The organism is Shinella sp. JR1-6 (genome assembly GCF_004284735.1).
Lineage (GTDB): Bacteria > Pseudomonadota > Alphaproteobacteria > Rhizobiales > Rhizobiaceae > Shinella.
The window spans coordinates 189,500-210,611 of record NZ_SHMI01000009.1 but is presented as its reverse complement, the minus strand read 5'-3'; the positions used below and the strand labels follow the sequence as shown (position 1 = coordinate 210,611).

Annotated in this window: 19 protein-coding genes; 13 read left to right on the top strand and 6 right to left on the bottom strand. The window is 65.4% G+C overall.

All coding sequences use genetic code 11. From position 1 onward, the window contains the following. The first annotated feature begins 151 nt into the window (after positions 1-151). Positions 152-724 (top strand): phosphoethanolamine transferase domain-containing protein, encoded by a 573-nt coding sequence (locus EXZ48_RS17955; RefSeq protein ID WP_130517409.1) that lies wholly within the window; start codon positions 152-154, stop codon positions 722-724. On the opposite strand, the gene EXZ48_RS17950 is transcribed toward EXZ48_RS17955, so the two are convergent. After that, the gene (locus tag EXZ48_RS17950) at positions 708-1,646 is read right to left on the bottom strand and encodes a neutral zinc metallopeptidase (protein WP_023515722.1); all 939 of its coding nucleotides are present in this window, start codon (positions 1,644-1,646) and stop codon (positions 708-710) included. The genes EXZ48_RS17955 and EXZ48_RS17950 overlap by 17 nt on opposite strands. Before the next feature lie 108 nt (positions 1,647-1,754). Next, on the bottom strand, positions 1,755-2,276 hold the full coding sequence (locus tag EXZ48_RS17945) for a DUF2306 domain-containing protein (RefSeq protein ID WP_130517407.1): 522 nt from the start codon (positions 2,274-2,276) through the stop codon (positions 1,755-1,757). A 90-nt stretch (positions 2,277-2,366) separates the two neighbouring features. Between EXZ48_RS17945 and EXZ48_RS17940 the strand changes: the two genes are divergently transcribed. From EXZ48_RS17940 to EXZ48_RS17930, 3 genes are all read left to right on the top strand, one after another. Then, positions 2,367-3,164, top strand: coding sequence for a LytTR family DNA-binding domain-containing protein (locus EXZ48_RS17940; RefSeq protein ID WP_130517405.1), 798 nt, complete (start codon positions 2,367-2,369; stop codon positions 3,162-3,164). A 78-nt stretch (positions 3,165-3,242) separates the two neighbouring features. Beyond that, entirely contained in the window at positions 3,243-3,902 is a 660-nt protein-coding gene (locus EXZ48_RS17935; protein ID WP_130517403.1) for a dihydrofolate reductase family protein, read from the top strand. A gap of 68 nt (positions 3,903-3,970) precedes the next feature. Next, positions 3,971-5,002: a zinc-dependent alcohol dehydrogenase family protein gene (locus EXZ48_RS17930; protein WP_130517401.1), complete on the top strand. Its 1,032-nt coding sequence runs from the start codon at positions 3,971-3,973 to the stop codon at positions 5,000-5,002. Here the strand turns inward: EXZ48_RS17930 and EXZ48_RS17925 are convergent. Continuing rightward, positions 4,999-5,886: a LysR family transcriptional regulator gene (locus EXZ48_RS17925; RefSeq protein WP_130517399.1), complete on the bottom strand. Its 888-nt coding sequence runs from the start codon at positions 5,884-5,886 to the stop codon at positions 4,999-5,001. The two genes, EXZ48_RS17930 and EXZ48_RS17925, sit on opposite strands and share 4 nt — an antisense overlap. Positions 5,887-5,996: 110 nt before the next feature. On the opposite strand from EXZ48_RS17925, the gene blaOXA reads away from it, so the two are divergent. Then, complete coding sequence (gene blaOXA, locus EXZ48_RS17920; protein ID WP_130517397.1) at positions 5,997-6,803, top strand: class D beta-lactamase; 807 nt, start codon at positions 5,997-5,999, stop codon at positions 6,801-6,803. 26 nt (positions 6,804-6,829) lie between these two features. Here the strand turns inward: blaOXA and EXZ48_RS17915 are convergent, their stop codons facing one another. Beyond that, positions 6,830-8,011 carry an FAD-dependent oxidoreductase gene (locus EXZ48_RS17915; protein ID WP_130517394.1) on the bottom strand — a complete coding sequence of 394 codons (1,182 nt, stop codon included), beginning with the start codon at positions 8,009-8,011 and terminating at the stop codon, positions 6,830-6,832. Between the two features lie 84 nt (positions 8,012-8,095). Between EXZ48_RS17915 and EXZ48_RS17910 the strand changes: the two genes are divergently transcribed. From EXZ48_RS17910 to EXZ48_RS17885, 6 genes are all read left to right on the top strand, one after another. Continuing rightward, the gene (locus EXZ48_RS17910; RefSeq protein WP_130517392.1) at positions 8,096-8,671 is read left to right on the top strand and encodes a TetR/AcrR family transcriptional regulator; all 576 of its coding nucleotides are present in this window, start codon (positions 8,096-8,098) and stop codon (positions 8,669-8,671) included. A gap of 188 nt (positions 8,672-8,859) precedes the next feature. Continuing rightward, positions 8,860-12,342: a carbamoyl-phosphate synthase large subunit gene (gene carB / locus EXZ48_RS17905; RefSeq protein ID WP_023515099.1), complete on the top strand. Its 3,483-nt coding sequence runs from the start codon at positions 8,860-8,862 to the stop codon at positions 12,340-12,342. Between the two features lie 313 nt (positions 12,343-12,655). Beyond that, the gene (greA, locus tag EXZ48_RS17900) at positions 12,656-13,132 is read left to right on the top strand and encodes a transcription elongation factor GreA (RefSeq protein WP_024271251.1); all 477 of its coding nucleotides are present in this window, start codon (positions 12,656-12,658) and stop codon (positions 13,130-13,132) included. A 16-nt stretch (positions 13,133-13,148) separates the two neighbouring features. Continuing rightward, entirely contained in the window at positions 13,149-14,225 is a 1,077-nt protein-coding gene (locus EXZ48_RS17895) for a glycosyltransferase family 10 domain-containing protein (protein ID WP_245462170.1), read from the top strand. Positions 14,226-14,312: 87 nt separating this feature from the next. Next, positions 14,313-15,383, top strand: coding sequence for a GDP-mannose 4,6-dehydratase (gene gmd, locus EXZ48_RS17890; protein WP_130517390.1), 1,071 nt, complete (start codon positions 14,313-14,315; stop codon positions 15,381-15,383). Then, positions 15,384-16,319, top strand: coding sequence for a GDP-L-fucose synthase (locus tag EXZ48_RS17885; RefSeq protein WP_130517388.1), 936 nt, complete (start codon positions 15,384-15,386; stop codon positions 16,317-16,319). Positions 16,320-16,356: 37 nt separating this feature from the next. On the opposite strand, the gene EXZ48_RS17880 is transcribed toward EXZ48_RS17885, so the two are convergent. Then, a complete protein-coding gene (locus tag EXZ48_RS17880; RefSeq protein ID WP_130517386.1) occupies positions 16,357-17,088 on the bottom strand; it encodes a hypothetical protein in 732 nt (243 codons plus the stop codon). A 114-nt stretch (positions 17,089-17,202) separates the two neighbouring features. Between EXZ48_RS17880 and EXZ48_RS17875 the strand changes: the two genes are divergently transcribed. Next, positions 17,203-19,437: a glycosyltransferase gene (locus tag EXZ48_RS17875; protein ID WP_130517384.1), complete on the top strand. Its 2,235-nt coding sequence runs from the start codon at positions 17,203-17,205 to the stop codon at positions 19,435-19,437. A gap of 1 nt (position 19,438) precedes the next feature. After that, on the top strand, positions 19,439-20,422 hold the full coding sequence (locus EXZ48_RS17870; protein WP_130517382.1) for a mitochondrial fission ELM1 family protein: 984 nt from the start codon (positions 19,439-19,441) through the stop codon (positions 20,420-20,422). Here the strand turns inward: EXZ48_RS17870 and EXZ48_RS17865 are convergent. Beyond that, the gene (locus EXZ48_RS17865) at positions 20,394-20,861 is read right to left on the bottom strand and encodes an Lrp/AsnC family transcriptional regulator (RefSeq protein ID WP_023516337.1); all 468 of its coding nucleotides are present in this window, start codon (positions 20,859-20,861) and stop codon (positions 20,394-20,396) included. The genes EXZ48_RS17870 and EXZ48_RS17865 overlap by 29 nt on opposite strands. Positions 20,862-21,112: the final 251 nt, after the last annotated feature.

The window sequence follows — 21,112 nt, the reverse complement described above, 5'->3', positions numbered from 1 at the left end:
CGCGGCCCGTCTCCCACCGCGGCGGCCGGAGCCGTCAGCGACCTGTCAGCTTGGCCGTGGGAGAAGTGATCGCAAAGAGGCACGATTGTCATTCGCCGGTAACGAAGGGCGGCAAGATGGGCCCTTGCGTATCCGTTTCCGAGGACCGGCAATGTCACGTCGCCCAACCGCAGGCTTTCGCTTCCCCAGACCCGCTTTCGGCAGCCTGACGGTCAGCCTGGTGACCAGCCTCTACCTCTTCCTCGTCACCAGCCGCGATTTCTGGACGGAGAGCTGGGCGCTGCTCGGCGCCCGCCCCGGCACGCTCGCGCTGGTGACGGGCGGGGTCTTCTGCCTTTTCATCGCGACCTGTGTCACCGCGTCCTGGAAACAGGTGATGAAGCCGCTCTTCGTGGCGCTGCTTCTCGTCGCGGCAGCCGCTGCCTGGCTCATGGACGAGGACGGCGTCTTCCGCGCAGAAGCGTCCTTCCAGCCACTGCAACTTGCCGTTCACATGCTGGTCTTCGGTATGCTTCCGGCTGCCCTTCTCGTCTGGGTGAGGGTGGTACACCGGCCGTTCTTCTGGCAGCTGCGCGGCAATCTGGCGATCGCCGTGCCGATGCTTGCGGTCGCGCTCGCCATCGCCCTGACGCACACGACCAAATATGCCCTGATCGTCGAAGAAGACCTGAAGGTCGCCGACAGCGGCAATGCTGCCGGCGCTTCCGTCATACATCGCCCTTGAACGTATCGCAGGCATCGACCCGGCCGGTGTCGAAGCCGCGCTTGAACCAGCGGCGGCGCTGCTCGGACGTGCCATGGTTGAAGCTTTCCGGCACGACATAGCCCTGCATGCGCTTCTGCAGCGTGTCGTCGCCGATCTGCGTGGCGGCGTTCAGCGCCTCTTCCAGGTCGCCCCGCTCCAGCAGGCCCTTCTGCTCGGTATACTTGCCCCAGATGCCGGCATAGCAATCCGCCTGAAGCTCGACACGGATCGACATCTGGTTGGCCTCCACCTCGCTCATGCGCTGGCGCTGCTGGTTGAAGCGCGGCAGCACGCCGGTGAGATTCTGCACGTGGTGGCCGACTTCATGGGCGACGACATAGGCCTGCGCGAAGTCGCCGGACGCGTCGAACTTGCCGGCGAGCTCGTCGAAGAAGCTCATGTCGAGATAGACCTTGCGGTCGCCCGGGCAGTAGAACGGGCCGGAAGCCGCCGAGGCGAAGCCGCAGGCCGACTGCACGGAGCCCGAGAAGAGCACCATCTTCGGCTCCTCATACCGCTCGCCGGCCGCCTGGAAGATGCCGTTCCAGGTGTCTTCCGTCTCGGCGAGAACCGTCGCCATGAAGGCCTTGGTCTCCTCTTCCTGCGGCGAGGCGCGACGGCTGGCGCTTTCCGTCTGCTCGAAGCCCGGCATGCTGACCTGCCCGCCGCCCTGGCCCATCACCTGCAACAGGTCGATGCCCATCGCCTTGAAGACGAAATAGATGACGACGAGGAAGATGATGGTGCCGATGCTCATGCCACCGCCGGCACGGCGCCCGCCACCCATCGGAATGCGAAAACCGCCATTGCCGCGGCCGAACGGATTGCTCCCTCCCGCCGAAGGACCGGCTCCGCGCTGGTCCTCGATATTGCCCGACTGGCGACGACCTTTCCATTCCATGGCGCATTTCCCCGAATTGATTGCCGACGAACGCTCATCGCATGAATTCGTTCCTCAGCAACGACTTATAGGGCCTGCCGCGCCACCATGCAAAACGAAAAGCAGGCCTCAGCGCCGACGGAAAACCGCCTCGAAACGCTCCACCCAGCCGGCCTGGCGCGCCGCAAGAGCCCCCGCCGCAACGAGGAGCGCGCTGACGACCGCAGCCGCGAGCACGCTCGTGAAGCCGGAGGCGCCGTCGAAGATCATCGCGCCCATCACCCGGTCGGGCGCGAGGGTGAACAGCCCGGCGACGACGATGCCGCCGAAATACATGCCGGCGACATGGCCGCGATGCGCGCGGATATCCCGACGGCGGGCGGCACGGATCGCAGGGACGCTGCCGACGATGACATAGACGGAGAGCAGATGGATCGGGCTGAAATCGCCGACCGTCTTAAGGTCGTGGATAAAGAAGGTCGAAAAACTCGTCAGCACCATCAGGAGCAGCCAGACCTTGCCGAGACGGCGATGCAAGGCTGTGCCCTTCGGGCGGGCGAGCAGGACGGCGCCCAGCACCGCAGCAGGCAGGACGGTGGCGACATGAAACTGCACGGCAAGCGGGGCTGCAAGAAGCGGCTCGAGAGGCATAGCGGGCTCCGGAATGGTTGAATTCGCCACCGTCTTCCGCCATTGATCGGGCCGCCTCAAACGCTTTGGCCCGAACGGACGGTAAACTTCGTGGAACGCCCTCTCCTGCAATCCGCGCTTCGTGAACTGCAGGTCTTCCTCAGCGCCCGGCGCTTCTGGGCGACCTTTGGCGCCGTCGTGCTGATCTTCTGGGTGACCGGCCCCTATGGCACGGGCGAGCGGCTGGCGACCGTGCCGAGGCTCGGCTTCTGGCTCGTGCTGCACGCTGTCGCCTGGGGCATTGCGGTGGTCGCCATCGTCGCCGTCAACACGCTTTTCCGGCGGAAGGTGCCAGGCCTCCTGCCCCGCATGGCGCTCGGCACGGTGGTGGCCAGCGCGCCTGTCGGACTGGCCACGGAGGCGATCAGCCTGATGACCTTCGGCGGCACGCTGACCCCGGAAAGGATCGCCGAAAGCATCGCAACGGGGCTTCTCCTCTCGGCGCTGTTCTGCGCGCTCACCTTCATGACGATGAGCAGCAAGCAGACCGAGGCGTTGGCCGCCGCGTCCCCACCGGCGACAGCTCCGGAGGACCGGACCGAAATTCCCCTCATGCGCCGGCTGAAGCCGGAGAGCCGCGGGCCCATCCTGCACATGACCGTCGCCGACCACTATACGCAGGTCACGACAAGTCGCGGCCGCGAGCTGATCCTGCTGCGCTTTTCCGACGCGCTGGCGGAATGCGGCGACACGCCGGGCCTCAAGGTGCATCGCTCGCATTTCGTGGCCGATGCCCATGTCGACAGGCTGCTGCGGACGGAGGGCCGGCTGGCGATCCTTCTGAGGGATGGGCAGGAAATCCCGGTCAGCCGCAGCTGCGCCGAAGCGGTGCGCACCCGCTGGGGCTGAATTTTTGCACGCCTGTCGGATCGATGCTCTTTCCTGCGTCTCTAGATATCGGACCATCAAACCAGCGGGAGAAGATCCATGAGAAAGATTGTTGTCAGCGCCTTCGTCAGCCTCGACGGCGTCATGCAGGCGCCGGGCGGGCCGGAGGAGGACCCGATCGGCGGCTTCCGGTTCGGCGGCTGGGTCGCCCCGTTCTTCGACGAAACGGCGGGCGCGACGATCGGCGAACTCTTCGCAAAACCCTTCGACCTGCTGCTCGGCCGCAAGACCTACGATATCTTTGCCGCACACTGGCCCTATGCCGGCGCCGATGATCCGATCGGCCCGCTGTTCGACCGCATCAACAAGTACGTCGCCACCCGAAATCCGGCCTTCAAGGCCACCTGGCAGAACAGCCATGTGCTTGGCCCGGACGCGCTTGCCGCCGTCAAGGCGTTGAAGAGCGAAGACGGGCCGGACCTCCTGACGCAGGGATCGACCGGCTTTCTCAAGGCCTTGTTCGAGAACGATCTCGTCGACGAGATCAACGTCTTCACCTTCCCGGTCATTCTCGGCAAGGGCAAGCGGCTGTTTGGCGACGCTTCCTTCCCCCGGACCCTGACGCTCGTGAGTTCGCGCAGCAGCGAGAACGGCATCGTCATCAGCAAATATGCCCGCGACGGCGAGGTGACGACAGGCTCCTTCGAGTTCGACACGCCGACGGATGCCGAGCTGGAGCGCCGCCGCAACCTGACGTGAAGACGGAGCGGCCTTGACCGGCCGCGCCGTTGCAGGTCCTATCTCCTTGAGGAAAGCGGGAGGACGGGATGAAAGCGGCGCGGCTGGAAGCGATCGGCGGGTTGTTCGTGCGCAGGGTGGAAAAGCCGGTGCCCGGCCCGGACGATCTTCTCGTCCGCATCGAGGCCGCCGGCATCTGCGGCACGGATCGCCACCTCTTCCACGGCGAGTTCCCCTGCCGGCCGCCGGTGACGCTCGGCCATGAATTCTCCGGCATCGTCGAAGCCACCGGCAAGGACGTCATCGGTTTCCGCCCCGGCATGCGCATCACCGGCGATCCGAACATCCATTGCGGCCGCTGTTCACAATGCCGGCGCGGCCGCGTCAATCTGTGCGAGTCCCTGCAGGCGATCGGCATCCACCGCGACGGCGGCTTTGCCGACTATGTGCTGGTGCCGCAAAAGCAGGCCTATCAACTGCCGCTCTCGCTGCCGCCGGAACACGGCGCGTTCTGCGAGCCACTCGCCTGCTGCCTGCATGGCACCGACATGGCCGACATCAAGCCCGGCAGCACCGTCGTGGTTCTGGGCGGCGGAGTGATCGGCATGCTGGCCGTGCAGCTCGCCCGCCTCGCCGGCGCAACCACGGTCGTCCTCGTCACCCGCCAGGCCGTGCGCCGGAAACTCGCCGGGGAGATCGGCGCCACCCAAACCTTCGACCCGGCTGCGGGAAGCACCATCGAGGGCATAGCCGGCAAGGACGGCCTGCTGCCCGGCGGCGCAGACGTCGTCATCGAATGCGCGGGCGTGGCCGAGACCATCGCCGAAGCGCCGAAGCTTGCCCGCAACGGCGGCACGGTCGTCATCCTCGGCGTGCTGCCGCAGGGCGAAAAGGTGGAGTTCGAGCCCTTCGACCTGCTGTTCCGCGAGGTCAGGATCCTCACCTCCTTCCTCAATCCCTTCACCCATGGCCGCGCCGCGGCCCTGATCGCCTCCGGCACGATAAAGGTCGACTGCCTCGTCTCCCGCCGCATCGGCCTCGATGAGCTGCCGGACGCCATCGCCAACCCGCCGCGGCCGGGCGAGGTGAAGGTGCTGGTCATGCCGGACCTGCAAGCCTAGCTCAGCCCCTCCTCGGCCACCGTCGCGGCCAGCCAGGCGGAAAAGGCGGCCATGGCGGGGCTGAGGCTGCGCGATTGCAGTCGGGTGAGCCAGTAGCTGCCGAGCGCAAGGCTGGTATCGAACGGCTGGACGACGGCGCCGGCCGCCAGAAGGCGCGAGAACATCAGCGGCGGGGCAAGACCGACGCCGGCCCCCTGCAGCACGGCCTCCATCATGGCAAGCGACGTGTCGAAGACGATCGCATTCTGCGGCGGTGGCGTACGCGGCAGGCCGGCAGCCTCGAACCAGCGGGTCCACTCGTCGCGGCGGTAGGAGCGCAGCAGCGTCAGACCGAGAAGATCGGCAGGCTCCCTGAGAGCGCGGGCGACGGCCGGAATGGCAAGCACGGAGAGCGGCGCATCGAAGAGACGCACCGCATCCGTGCCGTGCCAGGCGCCGGCGCCGAAGCGGATGGCGAAGTCGAGCCCTTCGGCGGCAAGGTCGACCCGGTTGTTGTTGGTGGACAGCCGCACCTCCACGAAGGGATGGCGCTCACGGAACGCCGCAAGGCGCGGCAAGAGCCAGCCGACGGCGAAGGTGCCGACGGCCCCGACCGTCAGGATTTCGCGCACATGGCCGCCGCGAAACCGCTCCACCGCATCGGCCATTCGGTCGAAACTGTCGCGCAGCACCGGCAGCAGGCTCTCCCCCTCCGCCGTGATCATCAGCCCGCGCGGAAGGCGCTTGAAGAGCACGACGTTCAGCTGCTCCTCCAGGCTCTTGACCTGGTGGCTGACGGCGGCCTGCGTGACATTCAGCTCGATCGCGGCCCGTGTGAACGAGAGATGGCGGGCAGAAGCCTCGAAGGCGCGGAAGGCGTTCAACGGCAGATATGGCCGAACCATGGCGAAGCCCTAGTTTTCCTAATGGCCAAGACCAGTATTGATCTTTTGCAAGCCCATCAAGACATTGCTATCCAGAATGCACAAGCTCTTCAAAATTCGAGGAAAACGTGATGGACATGCGTCTTTTCGCGGCCGGTATCCTGCTGGCCGCAGGCTTCGGCGCGCCGGCCGAGGCCCGCATTATTTGTACAATCGTCGCCGATGCGATGAATGATGAGGTCATCCTGGAAAAAGGGGACTGCGAGAGTCGCGTGACGCCCGCCTCCACCTTCAAGATACCGCTCGCCGTGATGGGTTACGATTCCGGTTTCCTGGAAGATGCGAACGAGCCGGTCCTGCCCTTCATGAAGGGTTATCCGGACTGGGGCGGCGATGCCTGGCGCCAGCCGGCGACGCCCAAGCGCTGGATGGAATTCTCCATCGTCTGGTTTTCGCAGCGCATCACCGAGTTCCTCGGCCACGAGCAACTGCGCGACTATGCCGATGCCTTCGGCTACGGCAATGCCGACATGACGGGCGACCCGGGCAAGGACAACGGGCTGGAACGCGCCTGGATCGCCTCCTCGCTGAAGATCTCGCCGCGCGAGCAGGTGGCGTTCCTGAAGAAGCTGGTGAACCATGAACTGCCGGTCTCCGCCGATGCCATGGACCAGGCGATGGAGGTCCTGGAGCGGCGCGACCTTGTGGACGGCTGGCGCGCGCAGGGCAAGACGGGCATGGCCTATCCCCGCAAGGCCGACGGCAATCTCGACTATGCCCGGCCGTGGGGCTGGTATGTCGGCTGGGCCCGCCGCGACGACCGCACCGTCGTCTTCGCCCGGCTGATACAGGACGAAAGGAAGCAGGAACCGCGCACGAGCCTACGCGCACGGGACAGCGTCCTCAAGGAGTTGCCGGGACTTCTTGCGACGGACTGAATGGGCAGGTGGGGACAGCACGCCACTCAGCGTGGGGGAACCATCCCGAGCCCCTTGCGGGCGAGGCCGGAGAGGTTGAGCACCAGCTTGCGGCGGAACACCGGCGAGGCACCCACGACGCGCAGCACAAGATTGCGCAGAATACGGCCGGCGAGGCTGCGCACGGTCGCGATCCGCGTCAATCGGCCGGCAAGCTCCAGGACCTCCACCGCGGCCGGGCGGCGCTTTTCTTCATAAAGGTCGAGCGTCGCTTCCGGCGCCTTGCCGAGAAGGACGTCGGCAAGCAGGCGGCCGAGCACGACGGCATCGACAAGCCCCGTGTTCATGCCCTGCCCGCCGGCCGGGCTGTGCACATGGGCGGCATCGCCCATGACGAAGAACGGGCCGGACCGGTACCGCGCGGCGACGCGGTGGTGCACGCGGAAGCGCGAACTCCACAGAACATCCCGCACGCGGCCCGGAACCTTGCGCGGGCCGCGGGCATCGAGCAGCGCCTGCACGAAAGCCGCATCCGGCGCTTCGGGCGCGTCCCCGACAGGCGCCACGATGCGATAACGGTGTCCCGGCAGCGGCACGACCACGCCCATGCCCTCCGGCGAGAAGAACAGCGTCACCTCCGCACTGAGAGGCCAGTCCATATGGACATCGGCAAGCACGAAGGAACCGGCGTGGCTCTCGCCGTCGAAGGCGATGCCCGCAGCTTCGCGCACGACGCTGTGCATACCGTCGCCGCCGACGACATAGCGGGCGCGGATGGTCCGCGGCCCCTCTGGCGTATCGACGTGAGCCACCGCCCCGGTCGCATCGCGCTCGATACGCGTCGCCGCAATGCCACGCAGAACGGTGCCGCCGAGGCTCGCCAGCCGGTCGGCAAGGATCGCCTCGGTCTCGTCCTGCGGGATCATCAGGATCTGGGCGTAACGCGACGGCAATGTGGAGAAGTCTAGTTCCAGCAGCGCCTTGTCGTGGTCGCGCAGGGCGAAGCGGGTGAGCTGCAGGCCACGGCGCTCCAGCGCGTCCGTGACACCGAGCCGCTCCAGAACCTCCAGCGTGTGGGCATGGATGACAGCGGCACGCGAGGTATTCTGACCGGCGGCAAGACGGTCGATGATGACAGGCCGCAGGCCTGCCTGTTGCAGGGTAGCGGCCAGCGCAAGACCGGTCGGCCCTGCCCCGACAATCAGCACATCAGTTTCCTGCGGCACCATGATTTGCGCTCCATAAAAATCAACATACGTTGACTTTTATGTCGGGCGCTTGAATTTGTCAACATGCGTTGGCATTTTCACACCATGACCGATTCTCCCGTGAAGAAAACGAAGTCCGACCGTACGCGCGAGGCCATTCTGGAGGCCGCGCGCCTGCTCTTCGCGCAAAAGGGCTACGACGGCACGACCGTACGCGACATTGCCGCCGCCGCCGCGATCGACCCGGCCATGGTGATCCGCTACTTCGGCGGAAAGGACGCCCTGTTTGCCCGCGCGGCCGATCTCGATCTCCGGCTGCCCGATCTCTCCGTCCTTCCCCGCAACGCGGTGGGCGAGGCGCTGGTCCGACACTTCCTCACCGTATGGGAAGGCGACGGGGGCACCACCGCCCTGCCGATCGCTCTGCGCTCGGCCGCATCGAACGAGCTGGCCGCCGCGCGGCTGCACGAGATTTTCGCAACCCAGGTCGCTCCCGCCATCGCACGGATGGCCGGACCGGACACGCCCGCCGTCGCCGGTCTGGTGGCAACCCAGATCCTCGGCCTCGCCTTCACCCGCTACGTGCTGAAGCTCCCCCCCGTCGTGGCGCTGCCGCACGCGCGGCTGGTCGCGGAGGTTGGCCGCTCGATCCAGGCCTATATCGACGCCGCACGCGCCTGAGGCTGCCCGTGCGGCGGGCCAGCATATTTCCTGTCGATTGCTCCATTTTCGGGGTTCCGCTCGCCCGCGCATTTGCCTATAAGCCGCTTCTAGCCTTGAAAGACCATTTTTGCGCGCCCGGCCCGGTGAACCCATCGCCATGCCGGTTTTTCGCGCACGCGGCCGAAGCGAAGAGAACGGATAAAGAGATGCCCAAGCGCCAAGATTTGAAATCGATCCTCATCATCGGCGCGGGGCCGATCGTCATCGGTCAGGCCTGCGAATTCGACTATTCCGGCACCCAGGCCTGCAAGGCGCTGAAGGAGGAAGGCTACCGCGTCATCCTCGTCAACTCCAATCCGGCGACGATCATGACCGACCCGGGTCTTGCCGACGCCACCTATGTCGAGCCGATCACCCCCGAGGTCGTCGCCAAGATCATCGCCAAGGAGCGTCCGGACGCGCTTCTGCCGACGATGGGCGGCCAGACGGCGCTCAACACCGCCCTCTCGCTCAAGCGCATGGGCGTGCTCGACCGCTATAATGTGGAGATGATCGGCGCCAAACCCGCCGCCATCGACATGGCCGAGGACCGGGCCCTCTTCCGCGAAGCCATGGCCCGCATCGGCCTCGAAACCCCGCGCTCGCTGCTCGCCAACGCCACCGAGATCAAGGATCAGGACCGCAAGGTTCACGAGGCCGAGCGCGCCAAGCTGAAAGCCGAGCTTTCCGGCGACGCCCTCGACAAGGCGCTGGACGAGCTGGAAAACCAGTGGAACCTCGGCGAAACCGACCGCAAGCAGCGCTACATGAGCCACGCCATGGCGATCGGCGCGCAAGCGCTCGACGTCATCGGCCTGCCCGCCATCATCCGCCCGTCCTTCACGCTCGGCGGCACCGGCGGCGGCATCGCCTACAACCGCTCGGAATTCTTCGAGATCGTCAATTCCGGCCTCGACGCCTCGCCGACGACGGAAGTGCTGATCGAAGAGTCCGTTCTCGGCTGGAAGGAATATGAGATGGAGGTCGTCCGCGACAAGGCGGACAACTGCATCATCATCTGCTCCATCGAGAACATCGACCCGATGGGCGTGCATACGGGTGATTCGATTACGGTCGCCCCTGCCCTGACCCTGACGGACAAGGAATACCAGATCATGCGCAACGCCTCGATCGCGGTGCTGCGCGAGATCGGGGTGGAGACCGGCGGCTCGAACGTGCAGTTCGCCGTCAACCCGGCCAATGGCCGCCTCGTCGTCATCGAGATGAACCCGCGCGTCTCGCGCTCTTCCGCCCTGGCATCGAAGGCGACCGGCTTCCCGATCGCGAAAATCGCCGCAAAGCTCGCCATCGGCTACACGCTGGACGAACTGGAGAACGACATTACCGGCGGCGCGACCCCGGCCTCGTTCGAGCCGTCGATCGATTACGTGGTGACGAAGATCCCGCGTTTCGCCTTCGAAAAATTCCCCGGCGCCGAGCCGACGCTGACGACCGCGATGAAGTCGGTCGGTGAAGTCATGGCCATCGGCCGCACCTTCGCCGAATCGCTGCAGAAGGCGCTGCGCGGCCTCGAAACCGGCCTCACCGGCCTCGACGAGATCGAGATCCCCGGCCTTGGCGACGGCAACGACAAGAACGCCATCCGCGCAGCCATCTCCACGCCGACGCCGGACCGCCTGCGCATGGTGGCCCAGGCGCTGCGTCTCGGTCTGACGCTGGAAGAGGTGCACGAAGGCTCGAAGATCGACCCGTGGTTCCTCGAACAGTTCAAGGCCATCGTCGACATGGAGACCCGCATCCGCGAGCACGGCCTGCCTGAGGACGCCGAGAACCTGCGCATGCTCAAAGCCATGGGCTTCTCCGACGCGCGCCTCGCCACGCTCTCCGGCAAGCGCCCGAAGGAAGTCGCGGAACTGCGCAACGGCCTCAATGTGCGCCCGGTCTTCAAGCGCATCGACACCTGCGCAGCCGAATTCGCCTCGCCCACCGCCTACATGTATTCGACCTACGAGACGCCGTTCGCAGGCGCGACGCGCTCGGAGGCCGGCATTTCGGATCGCAAGAAGGTGGTCATCCTCGGCGGCGGCCCGAACCGCATCGGCCAGGGCATCGAGTTCGACTATTGCTGCTGCCACGCCGCCTTCGCGCTGAAGGATGCCGGCTATGAAGCGATCATGGTCAACTGCAACCCGGAAACCGTCTCGACCGACTACGACACGTCCGATCGCCTCTATTTCGAGCCGCTGACGGCCGAAGACGTCATCGAGATCCTCAAGGCCGAGCAGACCAACGGCGAAGTCGTCGGCGTCATAGTGCAATTCGGCGGCCAGACGCCGCTGAAACTTGCCGAGGCCCTGGAAAAGAACGGCATCCCGATCCTCGGCACCGCGCCTGACATGATCGACCTTGCCGAGGACCGCGACCGCTTCCAGAAGCTGCTGCAGAAGCTGGACCTCACCCAGCCGAACAACGGCATCGCCTATTCCGTCGAACAGGCGCGCCTGATCGCCGGCGAGATCGGCTTCCCGCTGGTCGTGCGCCCGTCCTACGTGCTCGGCGGCCGCGCCATGCAGATCATCCATTCGGAATCGATGCTGCAGACCTACCTGCTCGACACGGTGCCGGAACTGGTGCCGGAGGACATCAAGCAGCGCTATCCGAACGACAAGACCGGCCAGATCAACACGCTGCTCGGCAAGAACCCGCTGCTCTTCGACAGCTACCTGTCGAACGCGGTGGAAGTGGATGTGGACGCGCTCTGCGACGGCAAGGACGTCTTCGTCTCCGGCATCATGGAGCATATCGAGGAAGCCGGCATCCATTCGGGCGACTCGGCCTGCTCGCTGCCGGTGCACACGCTCTCCAACGAGATCGTCGACGAGCTGGAGCGCCAGACGAAGGCGCTGGCCAAGGCGCTGAATGTCGGCGGCCTGATGAACGTGCAATACGCCATCAAGGACGGCACGATCTACGTTCTCGAAGTGAACCCGCGTGCCTCGCGCACCGTGCCCTTCGTCGCCAAGACCATCGGCGCGCCGATCGCCAAGATCGCCGCCCGCGTCATGGCCGGCGAAACGCTGGACGCCGCCATCGCCGCCTATGGCGAGAAGCCCGACCCGCGCAACCTGAAGCACATCGCCGTCAAGGAAGCCGTCTTCCCCTTCGCCCGCTTCCCGGGCGTCGACACGCTGCTCGGCCCGGAAATGCGCTCGACCGGCGAGGTCATCGGCCTCGACACGGATTTCGCGCTGGCCTTCGCCAAGTCGCAGCTCGGCGCCGGCGTCGACCTGCCGCGTGAAGGCACGGTCTTCGTATCGGTGCGGGACGGCGACAAGGAGCGCGTGCTCGGCACCGTGCGCCTTCTGACGGAGATCGGCTTCAAGGTGATGGCGACCTCGGGCACCGCCCGCTTCCTCCGCGAAAACGGCATCGAGGCGGTCAAGGTCAACAAGGTGCAGGAAGGCCGTCCGCATGTCGAAGACGCCATCCGCAACCGCCAGGTCCAGCTCGTCATCAACACGACGGACAGCAACAAGGCGATCTCGGATTCGAAGTCGCTGCGCCGCGCCGCGCTGATGCAGAAGGTGCCCTACTACACCACCATGGCCGGCGCCGACGCCGCCGCCAAGGCGATCAAGGCCCTGAAGCAGGGCCAGCTGGAAGTGCGGCCGCTTCAGGCCTATTTCTGAGAAAGACCCTTTCTCCACAGGATCGCAGAAGCCGGGCGCCCGTCGCCCGGCTTTTGTTTTCCGCCTGTCCTCCCTACCTCGGGCCCACACGTCATCCGAGAGATCGACGACACACCTGCAACGGATGTTTGCTCGACCAATTGTGGGCGGAGGCCGGCCGGCGGCGAAAAAACTGGCTTTCGGACGACTCAATCTGTTATAAGGGTCGTTCAATTGCTTTCGACGGTTCCGGAGAATCTTCTCTGGAGACCGTTTTCTTTTTGCGTTCGCGCAGGCGATAGCTTGGGCGGCGCGGGCTGAAGGACAAGATAAAATGGTTGAAAAGGTACCGATGACTCAGGGCGGTTTCGTCAAGCTGCAGGAAGAACTGCGCTGGCGTCAGCAGGAAGAGCGTCCGCGAATCATCGAGGCGATTGCCGAGGCACGCGCCCATGGCGACCTGTCGGAAAATGCCGAGTACCACGCTGCCAAGGAAGCCCAGAGCCACAATGAAGGCCGCATCACGGAGCTCGAAGACTTCGTCGCGCGCGCCGAGGTGATCGACCTCTCCAAGATGTCCGGCTCCAAGATCAAGTTCGGCGCCAAGGTGAAGCTTGTCGACGAGGACACCGAGGAAGAGAAGGTCTACCAGATCGTCGGCGACCAGGAAGCCGACGTGAAGCAGGGCCGCATCTCCATCTCCTCGCCGATCGCCCGTGCGCTGATCGGCAAGGAAGTCGGCGATTCGATCGAGGTGAACGCGCCGGGTGGCTCCAAGGCCTACGAGATCCTCGCCGTCACTTGGGGGTGATGGACAAGGGAGCCCCATGCTTTCCACAGGCAAGAACGGCACCGGCCCGACGGTGGTCAAGGTCATGGACCGGGTCAACCGGACCCATGGCATAAGTCCCCTCGCCCGGCAGGTGCCGTCCGGTTTCTCCGCATCGCGCGGCCTCGTCTTCACCTTCGATCCCGAGGCGCGCAACTACGACTGGCTGGCGGTCTACGAGAACTTGCCATCGGCCGGCAACGAGCGTCGCTCGATGCGGGTGGAAGATCTCGCCTGCGCACCCGAAAACACCATCCTCTTCACCACCGAGCCGTCGGGCATCAAGATCTACGGCCGCGCTTTCACGCGGCAGTTCGGCCATGTGGTAACAAGCCAGGAACCCTTTGCGCTCCGCCATCCCGGCCGCATCTGGAGCCAGGCGGGCCTGCGCTGGTTCTATGGCGAAGGCAGCCGTCATCTGGTGACCGCCGACGAGATTGCCGGTCATTTTCCGGAAAAGACCAAGGTCATCGGCACGGTCTGCTCGACCAAGCGGCAGGGTCATACGCTGCACCGGCTGCGTTATGATTTCACGCAGGCCATGGCCGCCCGCATGCCCGATCTCGACGTCTTCGGCCGCGGCCATAGGCCGGTCGACGACAAGGCGGAATCGATCGATCCCTACAAGTACCACATCGCCATCGAGAACCACCTCGCCCCGCACCATTTCACGGAAAAGCTGGCAGACCCCTTTCTGGGCCTGTCGCTGCCGTTCTATTTCGGTGCACCGAACGCCGCCGACTATTTTCCGGCCGAGAGCTTCATCGCCATCGACATCCGCAAGCCGGACGAGGCCTGGCGCATCATGCGCGAGGCGATCGACAACAACGAATATGAAAAGCGGCTGCCCGCCATCCACGAAGCGCGGCGGCGTGTGCTGGAAGACCACAACCTCGTCGCACTGATCGCCGATGTGGTGGAGAAGAACGGCACCCGTCCGAAGGGCGAAGGCAAGGCCGTACTGAAAAGCCAGCGGGCCGCGCGGCAGGGTCATCCGTTGCTGACGGCCGGCGATTTCGTCTTCCGCGAGGCGCTGCACCTGAAAAATCGCATTGCCGGGCTGCTGGCACGCTAGAGTATCTTCCAGCATTTCCGGACGCATAACCGCTAGACGCTTTTGCCGGAATTGCTTCAAAACCCGCATTCATCCTGGAGAACAGACGTGTCCAAGAAACCGGTGGCTTTGATAACGGGTGTGACGGGCCAGGACGGCGCCTATCTGGCGCAGCTGCTGCTCGACAAGGGCTACATCGTGCATGGCATCAAGCGGCGGTCCTCCTCGTTCAACACGGGCCGCATCGAGCACATCTACGAGGATCCGCACGAGCCGGACCCGCAGCTTTTCCTGCACTACGGCGACATGACGGACGCGACGAATCTCGTGCGCATCGTCCAGCAGACCCAGCCGGACGAGATCTACAACCTTGCCGCCCAGAGCCATGTGCAGGTGAGCTTCGAGACGCCGGAATATACCGCCAATGCCGACGCCATCGGCACGCTGCGCATGCTGGAAGCGATCCGCATCCTCGGCCTCGAGAAGAAGACGCGCTTCTACCAGGCGTCCACGTCGGAACTCTACGGCAAGGTGCAGGAGGTTCCCCAGAGCGAGACGACACCCTTCTATCCCCGCTCGCCCTATGCCGCGGCAAAGCTCTACGCCTACTGGATCGTCGTCAACTATCGCGAAGCCTACGGCATGCATGCCTCGAACGGCATCCTTTTCAACCATGAAAGCCCGCTGCGCGGCGAGACCTTCGTGACACGCAAGATCACCCGCGCCGTCGCCGCCATCACGCTCGGCCAGCAGGACCAGCTCTTCCTCGGCAATCTCGACGCCAAGCGCGACTGGGGGCATGCGAAGGAATATGTGCGCGGCATGTGGTTGATGCTGCAGCAGGCACAGGCCGACGATTATGTGCTGGCGACTGGCGAGACGACCACCGTGCGCCAGTTTGCCGAATGGTCCTTCGCCGAAGCCGGCATCGCCATCCGCTGGGAGGGCGTGGGCGTCGACGAGAAGGGTTATGATGCGGCGACGGGCAAGCAGCTCGTCTCCATCGACCCGCGCTACTTCCGCCCGACAGAAGTCGATCTCCTGCTCGGCGATCCCTCGAAGGCCGAGCGGGTGCTCGGCTGGCGTCATGAAACGGGCGCGCACGAGCTTGCCCGGGAAATGGTGCGGGAAGACCTGAAGCTCATGCAGAGAAACTATGCGGAAAAGGGCCATCTCTGAATGTACGACCTTGCAGGAAAACGCGTCTTCGTCGCCGGTCATCGCGGCATGGTCGGCAGCGCCATCGCCAAGCGGCTGGCGGCGGAGAACTGCACGGTGCTGACCGCGCCGCGCGACACGGTGGACCTCGAGCGGCAGGCGGATGTCGAGCGCTTCTTCGCGGCGGAGCGGCCGCAGGCGGTGGTGATGGCGGCGGCGAAGGTCGGCGGCATCCTTGCCAATGACCGCGAGCCCGTGGAGTTCCTCCAGCGCAATCTCGCGATGGAGATGAACGTCATCAAGTCGGCGCACGAGGCCGGGGTCGAGAAGCTGCTCTTCCTCGGCTCAAGCTGCATCTATCCGAAATTCGCCGACCAGCCGATCACCGAGAGCGCACTTTTGACCGGCGCGCTGGAGCCGACCAACGAATGGTATGCCATCGCCAAGATCGCCGGCATAAAGCTCTGCCAGGCCTATATGAAGCAGCACGGCGCCCGCTTCATCTCGGCCATGCCCACCAACCTCTACGGCCCGAACGACAATTTCGACCTCAAGACCAGCCATGTGCTGCCGGCGCTGATCCGCAAGGCGCATGAGGCGAAACTGGCCGGCCTCGACCATGTGACGATCTGGGGCACCGGATCGCCGCGCCGCGAGTTCCTGTTCAGCGAGGACTGCTCCGATGCGCTGGTCTTCCTGCTCAAGAATTACGAGGACTACGAACACGTTAATGTCGGTTCTGGCGAGGACATCGCCATTCTCGACCTCATGCGGCTCGTCGCCGAGGTCGTCGGCTTCAAGGGGCGGATCGAGACCGATCCCTCCAAACCGGATGGGACGCCGCGCAAGCTGATGTCGAGCGCCAAGCTGGCGGCGATGGGTTGGAAGCCCGCCACGGAACTTCGCGACGGAATTGCCCGCGCCTACCGCTGGTACCTCGATACCCTCAAGCAATAGAAAGGCACGGCATCAGAAATCGGGAACGTCGTGCGTCTCAGCGCCAGTTCTCGTCGATCCAGCGCGTCGGCCGGACATGCTTGTAGGCCTTCTTCCACCAGGCCGAGACCGGCCATTGCCCGATCACGGCCTCGTCGGGATCGGGCTTGCCGGTGAAGGCAACGATGCGCGTGCCTGAGGGAAGCGGCACGTCCTTGAAGAAGTTCAGCGGCCAGCGCGGCAAGAGCGTGTGTTTGAAACTGACGCACCACTCGGCCGGCCAGTAGGTCATGTTTTCGGCGGCGGCGGAAACGTAGCGCTGCGAAATCGTGTGCTTGTTGACCTTGGCGTCGGGGTCGCGGATGAAGTCGTCATACACGTGCGTGTTGGTGCCGACCGTCCAGCGGTAGACCGAAGTGTTGCCGATGCCCTGGCCGAGCTGCGTCCAGTTTTCCGCAATGCAGAATTTGCCGGGCGCATAATCGAAGAAATCGTCGAGCGGCCCGGTGATGACCACGTCGAGATCGACGAACAGCACGTCGCCCTCAAGGTCGGCCAGCGGCGCCTGCCACAGCGAAATCTTGCGCCACGGCTTCCAGGCGACGCGCTCGGGAATGGTGATCGGCGGCAGCGGAAAGACGGAGACCGCGGGATCGATGCCTTCGGCATCTTCCGTGAAGCAGACGAGCCGCGTCTGACGAACCGTATTGCGCTTGATCATGGACCACAGGCGGTTGACGTAATCCGCCGGATAGCGCGTGCCCCATTTCATGCATACGATCGTCTGCATCCGCATCATCTCCACTGGAACGCGCCGATTGCGCGCCGGCGCCTCCATAGACCATATCGGTCGGCGGTGATAGGAGTTCCGCGACCGCGCCGCATTTTCGAGCCCCAGCACCCCATGAACATTCTCATCCTCACGCAATGCTTTCCCCCTGTCGTCGGCGGGATCGAGAATATGATGGGCTCGATGGCGCTTGCCTTGCAGGAGGGCGGCCATGCCGTCACCGTGCTGGCCGACGGCAAGCCCGATGCTTCCGACAAGGAACGTCCCTACGGAATTGCCCGATTCTCCGGATGGAAACCGCTGCGGCGCTGGCGCAAGGCGCGGGAGGCTGCGCGCCTCGTGCGCGCCGGCGCCTATGACCGGATTATCGCCGATACCTGGAAAAGCGTGGAAAACCTGCGTGTGGACACCGTTCCGGTCACCGTGCTCGCCCATGGCATGGAATTTCCTGCCGCCCCCACCCCGCGCAAGGCGCAGCGCATCCAGGCGGCGATGGCCAAGGCGAAGGACGTCATCGCCAATTCCAGCTTCACCGCCGGCCTTGCCGCGCCCTATGTGGCGGCTGGCCGGCTGCGCACCGTCACCCCCACCGTGCCGGCACAGACTCCGGCCGATCCCGACCGGCTGGCGGCACTACGGACAGCCCATGGCGACGGACTGCAGGTCGTGACGCTCTGCCGGCTGGAGCCGCGCAAGGGCGTGGACCGGCTCATCGAGGCCGTCGCGGCGCTGCACCCGGCCTATCCCGGCCTGACCCTGCACGTCGCCGGCGACGGCGCGGACCGCGCCCGGCTCGAAGCCCTCGCCAGGGACGCCGGCATCGCCGGCGCCGTCATCTTCCACGGCCGCGTATCGGATACGGAAAAGGCGGCTCTTCTGGAACTCGCCGACGTCTTCGCCATGCCGGCGCGCCGCGAGGGCAATTCCGTCGAGGGATTCGGCCTCGTCTATCTGGAAGCCGCCTGGTACGGCGCCCCCGGCCTTGCCGGCCGCGAGGGTGGCGCGGCGGATGCCGTGCTCGACGGCAAGACAGGCCTTCTGTGCGACGGCGCCGATACGGCATCCGTGACGGCAACGCTGGACAGGCTCCTCGGTGACCGCGACCTCCGGCTCCGGCTCGGCGAAAGCGCCCGTCGGCACGCCCGTGAGCAGACCTGGCAGCACAAGATCGGGGACTTCCTGACGCCTCCGCAGCAGGGCACGGCGGCCGCCGGACCGCGCATCCTCCAGCTCCTTCCCGCGCTTGGCGACGGTGGCGTGGAACGCAGCGCCGTGGAGATGGCCGGCCATCTCGGCGAACTCGGCCTGCCGAACTGGATCGCCAGCGCGGGCGGCCCGCTCGTCGCCGCGGCAGAAGCCGCAGGCGCCCGGCACGTCGCGCTGCCGGTCGGAAAGAAATCACTCTTTTCCGCTGTTTCCGCCGCACGGGCCGTCGCGCGGCTGGTCGATGCCGAAGGCATCGACATCATCCATGCCCGCAGCCGCGTACCGGCCTGGGTCGGTCTTCTCGCCTGCCGCCTGGCACGGCGGCCGGTGCGTTTCCTGACGACCTTCCACGGTGTCTACAGCCACGGCAACGCCCTCAAGCGTTTCTACAACAGCGCCATGTTGCGCGTGCCGCTGGTCATCGCGAATTCGCAGTTCATCCGCGACCACATCGTCGCTGTCTACGGCTTCCCGCGGGAGCGCGTGATCGTCGCCCCGCGCGGCGTCGAGCCCGATCTCTTCGATCCGGCACGCATTCCGGCCGAAACACGCGGCGCCCTGCGCCGTGAACTCGGCGCCACGGAGCCTGGCCCGCTGGTGGTGATGGTCGGCCGCGTGACGCGGTGGAAGGGCCATGCCGTGCTGCTGGAGGCCGCCGCACGCCTCGACCGTCCCGACCTTCGCCTCGCCTTCGTCGGCGGCGGCTCGGAGGCGCTCGTTGCCGAGCTTCAGCGCGACATGGCACGCCTCGGCCTTGACGGCCGCGTCACCTTCACCGGCAGCCGACGGGATATTCCCGCCATCCTCGCCGCCGCCGATCTCGCGGTTTCGGCTTCGACCGACCCGGAGGCCTTCGGCCGTGCCGCGATCGAGGCGCAGGCGATGGGCACACCCGTCATCGCGACCGATCACGGCGGCAGCCGGGAGACGGTTCTGGCCGGCAGGACCGGCTGGCTGGTGCCGCCCGGCGACGTCGCAGCGCTTGCCGCCGCGCTGGGCGAGGCGCTTGCCGATCCGGATCGCCTGAAAACCATGGGTGCGAACGGCCGGGCACATGTGCTTGCCAACTTCACCACCCGGCAGATGCTCGAAAAGGAATATTCCGCCTATGAGCGGCTGATGGCGGTGGAGCCGCGGCGCTGACATGGCGAAGAGCGCCCCTCCCGTCGTCTGGGTCCTGACGGACGGCAAGGCCGGCGACGAACAGCCGCTGATCGGCCTCGCTGAGGCCATGGAGGCGGAACCTCTCCTGCGGCGGGTGGCACCGCGGCGTGCCTATACCTGGCTGATGCCCTGGGGACCGATCGACCCGAAGGATGCACCGGCCAAGGCCGGCTCGCCGCTCGCTCCGCCCTTTCCGGATATCTGCCTTGCCACGGGCCGGCGGGCGGTGCCTTATCTGCGCCGGCTGAAGGCGCTTTCTCCTTCGACCTTCTGTGTGCTCTTCAAGGATCCCCGGACCCGGCGGCATGGCGCGGACCTGCTCATCGTGCAGCAGCACGACGCGCCACGCGGCAGCAATGTCCTCGTGGTCACCACCGCCCCCAACAGGCTTCTGCCGGAGCGGCTGGCAGAGGCGCATGCCGCCTTTGCGGACATCCTCACCCCCCTGCCCGTGCCACGGATCGCGGTGCTCGTCGGCGGCAACGGCCGGCGTCATCGTTTCACCGATGCCGATATCAACCGCTTCCTTGGTGGCCTTCATGCAAAACTGGAAGACGGCTGTGGACTGATGATAACCACTTCGCGTCGCACGCCAGCCCCGCTCGCTAAGGCCTTGGCGGGACTCGGCAATCGCCCCGGCGTGCATCTCTGGGACGGAACGGGGAAAAACCCGCTGCTCTCCTACCTCGCCTGGGCCGACGAGATCGTCGTCACGGCCGATTCGACCAACATGATCGGGGAAGCAGCCGCGCTCGGCGTGCCCGTACAACTCTTCTACCCGTCCGGCGGCCATCCGAAGATCGACAGCCTGATCGCCGCGTTGTCGCAGGAAACCGTCATCGGCCGGTTTCCGGAGGCGCCCGCCCACGGCCGTGGCAACCCGGTCAATTCGACATCGGGGCTGGCGGAAGAGATCCTGAAACGGTGGAGACTGTCTAAAGCTCGACCAACCCGACCTTCTTGACCTGGCGGATCGTCAGCATGGTGCGCACGGTATCGACCTGCGCATTGGCGGTCAGTTCCTCGATGACGAAGTCCTGGAAGCGCGTGAGGTTTTCGGCAACGCAGTGCAGAAGGAAATCGCTATCGCCGGAGACCATCCAGGCCTGGCGTACCATCGGCCATTCGCCGGTGGCGGCCGCAAAGGCCTTGAGATTCGCCTCCGACTGGTGCTTGAGCCCGACCATGCAGAAGGCGACAAGATCATAACCGAGCGCGGGAGCATTCAGCATCGCGGTGTAACCCTCGATGATGCCCGCCTCCTCCAGCTTGCGCACGCGGCGTAGACAGGGCGGCGCGGAGATGCCGGCACGGGCGGCAAGCTCCACATTGGTCATCCGGCCATCGGCCTGAAGCTCCTTCAGGATACGGATGTCGATGGCGTCGAGTTCTGCACGAAACATGGGAATTATTGAAACCTTTCAGGGAGGCGACCGGAAGTGATCCGAATCGCCGTATCAGCGCAACATTGTTACCGCAAACGGCACAAATATGTCACGCGCCTTCGCTTGTCTGTTGGCAAAGCCCCGCATGCTCTTGAAACTCATGGCGCTCCCTTCATAAATGAAGGTCGAACAACGACACGCCGGCCGGACCCGAGCGCGCCATTCGCGCGGGGAATGGCGCATTGGGGTTAAAACCCCGGAAGGAACGA